This window comes from Streptomyces sp. IBSBF 2435, assembly GCF_036815005.1.
In the GTDB taxonomy this organism is placed as follows: domain Bacteria; phylum Actinomycetota; class Actinomycetes; order Streptomycetales; family Streptomycetaceae; genus Actinacidiphila.
Window position 1 is genome coordinate 1 of sequence record NZ_JAJSYW010000282.1, and the last position, 5943, is coordinate 5943.

A 5943-nucleotide genomic window follows, 5' to 3' on the forward strand; every position below is an offset into this window, starting at 1 on the left:
GGGGGGGGGGGGGGGGGGGGGGGGGGGGGGGGGGGGGGGGGGGGGGGGGGGCCCCGCCCCCCCCCCCCCCCCCCCCCCCCCCCCCCCCCCCCCCCCCGCTTCCTCACGCCGTACGCCGGCCGGTGCGCCGGTACCACCAACCCGCGGCGGCCAGGCCGGTCAGCGCGGCCACCCCGACCGCCCCGCCGAGCCGCAGTCCCGGCGGGGCGAAGGTGCAGCTGATCGAGGTCGCCCGGCCGTCCAGCGGCACGGCGATCAGGCCCAGGTACTTCTGCGCGGACTTCGCCGACGCGTCCCCCGCCGCGCAGCGCCAGCCGCTGATGCGCGGCACCGCGACCACGGCCGTCCCGGTGCTGCCGGGCGGCAGCTGCGCGGTGAGTGTGTGGCCGTCGACGTGCACGGCGGTCGCCCCGGTCGCCGTCAACTGCCGTACGGCGGCATCCAGCCGGCTCCTGACCAGGCAGCCGATCGACTGCTGCGGCAGCCTGAGGTGGCCCGTGAAGCTCAGCGCGACCTTCACCTCGCCCGACGCGGGCACGGTCCCGACGGCCTTCATCGCACCGCGGACGGCGGGCAGCCGGCCGTCGAAGTCCACCGGCGCTCCCCCGCCGAGCGCGGCCGTCCCCTTGTACTGCGGCGCCCAGAAGTACACCTGGGCGCCCGGGGTGCAGGCCGTGGTCAAGGTGGCCGAGCCCGTGGCAGGGTCGGCCCGCGCGATCGGCGCCGGGGGGTCGTAGACGCTCGCGCCGAGCAGCATCTCCTGGTTGGCGAAGGCCGAGTCCTGCCAGCGCTGCGACGCGTCCGGCAGCCGGAGCCCGGCGCGTACGGTCACCAGCGGCGGTACGGCGGAGGTGGTGGCCGTGGTGGTGGCCCGCGGCAGCTCGTCGGTGCGCGGCGGGGCGGCCGGGACGGAGCGCATCCGGGTGCCGATGGAGAAGATGGCGTCGGTGACCGGGTTGTCGAGGGAGACGGTGTGCCGCCCCTTGGCGTAGTAGCCGAAACCCAGCTCGGACAGCATCCAGGAGGTGTCGTCAGCGGTCAGGCTGCTGTAATACTCCGCGCCCTGCCCGCCGACGAGCATCTCGTCGTTGCCGCCCGGCACATCACCCGGATCGGTGCGCGACCGCGGCCAGTCGTCCCTGGCGGCGACCGCCGCGGCCATGTCCTGCTGCGCCGGGCCGACCCGCGGCGACCAGGACACCTCCTGCAACTGCAGCTCGGCGACCCGCATCCCGGTCACCGCCGTCTCGCCGCCCTGGGCGAGCACCAGTAGGGCGACGGCCGCCACCGGCAGCGCCCGGGTGGCCACCCCGTACCGCCGCGCGACCAGCACCGCGGCGGCGGCCAGCGCCCCGAGCAGCAGGGCGACGGCGAAGGCGGGGTAGGTCCAGCGGTCGATGGCCTGCCGCCCGTGCGCCGCCAGGGTGACGACGGCCAGCACGGCTGCCCCGCCGAGCAGCGCGGGCAGTTCGGGCAGCCCGTCGGCGGTGGACAGCCAGGCGGCGATGAGCAGCAGGCCGCACAGCACGAAGGTCTGCCGGTAGGGCACCCCGTTGGGCGAGGCGCCCGCGTGCCAGAGCAGGTGGGTCGGCTCCCAGTTCAGCGACAGCGCCACCAGGCAGACGGCCGCCGCCCAGCCGGCCCGTACCCGGGTGGCCACCGCCCGGTTGAAGGGCAGCGTCAGTGCCAGGGCGAGCGCCGGGGTGCCGATGAAGAGGGCGGGGGTGGCCGTACTGGTCGTCGCGGGCAGCAGCCGGGCGGCGATGTCCGCCCACGCGGCCGGGGCGAAGACCACCTCGGGAGTGGGGTCGGCGACCTTGGTGGCCTTGTAGATCACCAGCACGAGCGGGGCGGCGAGGCCGATGCCGATCAGTACCGCGCGGACCGCGTGCAGCAGGCCTGCCAGCCGCCGCCGGGCCGCCTCGTCGGCGGTGAACAGCCGCACCGCCAGCACGATGGCGGCGCCGATCGTGGCCATGTACGCGGTGTAGAAGTTCGCCAGCCACGCCACGCCCACGACCAGCGGCCCCAGCACCGGCCGCCGTCCGGCCCGCGCCCACTCGCCGACCAGGCACAGCAGCGGGAAGGCCAGCAGGCCGTCCAGCCACATCGGCACCGAGGCGCCGTTGTCGAGCGTCCAGCCCGACAGCGCGTACGCCGCCCCCAGCACCGCCGCGACCTGCCACGGCCCGCGGCGCAGCCGCAGCAGCAGCACCGCCATCGCGGCGCCCGCGGCGGTGATCTTCGCCGTGGTGATGACGTAGAGCGCCAGCTCGGTCCTGTCGGCGGGGAAGAGCACCACCAGCAGGTCGAAGGGACTGCTCAGATACGTGCCGAAGTCGCCGAGGAAGTTCGTGCCGAAACCGGAGTTCCAGTTCACGAACATGTCGCCGTCGGCGCCGCCGGTCAGCATCGTGCGCCAGTAGGCGTGGTAGGGCAGGTACTGATTGCCGAGGTCCACGATGTTGCGGGTGTGCGAGCCGAGCGGGTAGCTGCCGGCCAGCAGCCCGCCCAGGCAGAAGACGATGCAGGCCAGCGCGGCGGCGCCGAGCCCGGCGCGCAGCGGGGCGGCGGCCGGCGCCAGGTCGGGCAGCCGCCGGCCGGCGGGTGGCTGTTGCTCCTCCGCCGTCCTGGCGGGGTTGCCCTGGGCGGGTGCGGCCTCGGCTGCTGGGGGCACGGGTCCTCCGGGGTGCGATGCGCAGCGCGCCTGACAGCGCGCAACCCGGTGGGTGTGTCACCGCACGGGTGGCCGCCCATCCCAGCCGAGGCGGGCGACGCCGTTCCGACCGCCGGACGAACCGTGCCCAGCGGATGAGTGAACGCCGGACGTCGTCCGGCGCCCCCGCGCCGTCAGAAGGCGTCGGTCGGCACGTAGGTGCCCCACACCTCGCGCAGCGCGTCGCAGACCTCGCCGACTGTGGCCCGCGCCCTGAGCGCGTCCTTCATCGGGTGGAGCACGTTGCCGGTGCCCGCGGCGGCCTTCCGCAGCGCGCCGAGCGCCGCGTCGACCACGGCCTGGTCGCGCGCGGCCCGCACCCTGCCCAGCCGGGCCGCCTGCTGCGCCTCGATCGCCGGGTCCACCCGCAGCGGCTCGTACGGCTCCTCCTCGTCGGGCTCGAAGCGGTTGACGCCGACCACCACCCGCTCGCCCGCGTCGGTCTCCAGCGCGATGCGGTACGCGTTCCGCTCGATCTCGCCCTTCTGGAAGCCGTGTTCGATCGCCGCGACCGCGCCGCCGAGATCCTCGACCCCGGCCATCAGCGCGAGGGCGGCGGCTTCGACGTCGTCGGTCATCTTCTCCACCGCATAGCTGCCCGCGAACGGGTCCACGGTGGCGGTGACATCGGTCTCGTAGGCCAGCACCTGCTGGGTGCGCAGCGCGAGCCCGGCCGACTTGTCGGTGGGCAGCGCGATGGCCTCGTCGAAGGAGTTGGTGTGCAGCGACTGGGTGCCGCCCAGCACCGCGGCCAGGCCCTGCACGGCGACCCGCACCAGGTTGGCCTCGGGCTGCTGCGCGGTGAGCTGGACGCCCGCGGTCTGGGTGTGGAAGCGCAGCATCAGCGACTTGGGATTCCGCGCGCCGAATTCCTCGCGCATCACCCTGGCCCAGATCCGCCGGGCCGCGCGGAATTTCGCGACCTCCTCCAGGATCGTGCTGCCGCATCGTCCAGGGCCGCCCGGTGTACATCGACGGGTAGACCCCGCGGGTGTACGGGTGCCGCCGGGCTCGCCCAGCTTCTGCGCCGGATCCCAGTCCCCCAGTGCCTCCGGACCGTGGACCGGCTCGATCGGCAGGCCGCTTTCCGACTCGCGCGTCATGCGTCACGCCTCCGCAGCGCTGGCGGGGGTGGGGCCGGGGGGACTCGCGACGGACTGTAGCGGCGGGCGTGCGGGCGGCGCACCGCCGCGGCCTGGGACGTTCCCCACAGCCGCCGACTCTCTACCAAGGGTGCCGCAACCGTCCGGGCCGGAAACGTGTCTAGGGGTGCACAACGGCTGACGCACGGGGATGGAGAGCGATGTCCACAGGCAGGAACAGGAGCAGACGGCGGGTCCCGATGGTGGTGGCCGCTGCCGGAGCGGCGCTCGCCATGGCGGTGCTCGCCGCGTGCGGACCGCAGGACACCGGGGCCGACCAGATGCCGTCGACCACCACGTCCGCGGCCGGCACGACCGCACCGGCCACCACCGGCGCGGCCCCGACCACCGCCCCGGGGACGAGCACGCCGGCCACCACCGCGCCCACCCGTACGGCCGCACCGACCACCGCGGCGCCGACCACGAAGGCGCCGACCACGCCTCCGGTCGCGCCCGCGGTGATGACGGTGGGGGCGACCAGCTCCCAGGTGCGCGAGCTCCAGGCCAGGCTCGGCCAGCTGCACCTGTTCTCGCAGAATCCGACCGGCTACTACGGCGCGGTCACCGAGCACGCGGTCAGCGACTTCCAGGAGCGGCACGGCCTGACCTCGACCGGCAGCGTCAGCCAGAACACCTGGTCCAGGCTGCGGTCACTGACCCACCAGCCCACCCACAAGGAGCTCTACCCGCCGGTCCCGGCCAAGCCGGCCGGCAAGCTCGACCCGCGCTGCATGACCGGCCGCGCGCTGTGCGTCAGCAAGACCAGCCGCACCCTGTCGTGGGTCATCGACGGCAAGGTGCAGGCCACCATGGACGTCCGCTTCGGGTCGCAGTACACCCCGACCCGCGAGGGCCTCTTCCATGTGAACTCCAAGAGCCGCGACCATGTCTCGACGATCTACCACACGTCGATGCCGTTCGCGATGTTCTTCAGCGGCGGCCAGGCGGTGCACTACTCGTCCGACTTCGCCGCCCGCGGTTACGCCGGGGCCTCGCACGGCTGCGTCAACGTACGCGACAAGGCCGCGATCACGAAGCTCTTCGACCAGGTGCGGGTCGGCGACAAGGTCGTCGTCTACTGGTGACGTGACCGGCTGTCAGGACCGCGGGCCCGAGGGCCACCGGGTCTGACGGGGAGGAGCGCGGTCGGGCAGGGGGAAATGCGCCCGGCCGCGCTCCGTAGCACCCGAACCCGATACGGGGTGGACCGGGATCAGGAGGGCCGATGACCAGTCGGCCTTACTCCCTACAGCGCACGGACCGTCAGAAGTGTCACCTTCCAGGAGGCCGTGACGGTAAGCGCTGCCCGGGGCGCGTGTGGCGCGGACCACCGCCGCCGCGCCCCTTGACCGTCTTCTCCGGTCTGCCGGTCCTCCCGGCGCTGCCGCCGTTTCCGCCGCGCCCCGCGCTCCCCCCGCTCTTCAGCGCGAGCTGCCCGGCCTTGGTGTCCTTGGCCGGCTTGCCGCCCTTCCCCGTCGCAGGACCGTGCGGGCAGCGCGGGACCGGGGCCCGGTGGCAGGCGTGGCCGTACCCGCGCCCGCCCGCGCCCTGCCGGTCCTCGCCGGCGCCGCTGTGCGGCGGCGCCGCCGCCGGGCCGCCGCCGCGGGCGCCGGGACCCGCGGTCCAAGGCCCCGACGTGCTGCCGTCGGGCGACACCGCGGCGGGCGGCCTGGTGCCCATCGGCGTGCTCCCCGAGCCCTCCCCCGACGTGAACGACCTCGCCGCCGCGGCCATCCCGACCGCCATCCCGCCGAGCGCCAGCGCAGACACCACTGCCGCGGCCATCACCCGCGGGCGCCGCACCGCGAAGGCGGCCCGCAGCGCGGCCAGCCGACCCCTGCCGCGGGCCTTGCCCGCCCGCCCGGCGGCGGCCGTACGGAAGGCGGCCAGGGCGGCGGCCTCCCGGGCCGGGTCGAGCGGCGCGTGCCCGTCGCGCGCGGCGGCCAGCAGCCGCACCAGCCGGTCGGCCGGCACCCCGGGCGGCGTACAGCGCCCGTCGCCGGCGAGCAGGACCTCCGCCGTACGGGCGCTGTCTCTTATAAAAATCTGACGCTGCCGACGAATACTTGTTCGTGTAGATATCGG

General features: G+C 75.1%; 3 protein-coding genes and 1 pseudogene. 1 reads left to right on the forward strand and 3 read right to left on the reverse strand.

Annotation, left to right across the window (positions count from 1 at the left end):
* Positions 1-103: 103 nt before the first annotated feature.
* A complete protein-coding gene (locus V7E46_RS31925) occupies positions 104-2677 on the reverse strand; it encodes a YfhO family protein (RefSeq protein WP_333771672.1) in 2574 nt (857 codons plus the stop codon).
* A 173-nt stretch (positions 2678-2850) separates the two neighbouring features.
* Positions 2851-3819, reverse strand: a pseudogene (locus V7E46_RS31930) (methylmalonyl-CoA mutase family protein).
* A gap of 200 nt (positions 3820-4019) precedes the next feature.
* Between V7E46_RS31930 and V7E46_RS31935 the strand changes: the two are divergent.
* Complete coding sequence (locus V7E46_RS31935; protein ID WP_333771673.1) at positions 4020-4943, forward strand: L,D-transpeptidase family protein; 924 nt, start codon at positions 4020-4022, stop codon at positions 4941-4943.
* Between the two features lie 187 nt (positions 4944-5130).
* Here the strand turns inward: V7E46_RS31935 and V7E46_RS31940 are convergent, their stop codons facing one another.
* Complete coding sequence (locus tag V7E46_RS31940) at positions 5131-5832, reverse strand: hypothetical protein (protein WP_333771674.1); 702 nt, start codon at positions 5830-5832, stop codon at positions 5131-5133.
* Positions 5833-5943: the final 111 nt, after the last annotated feature.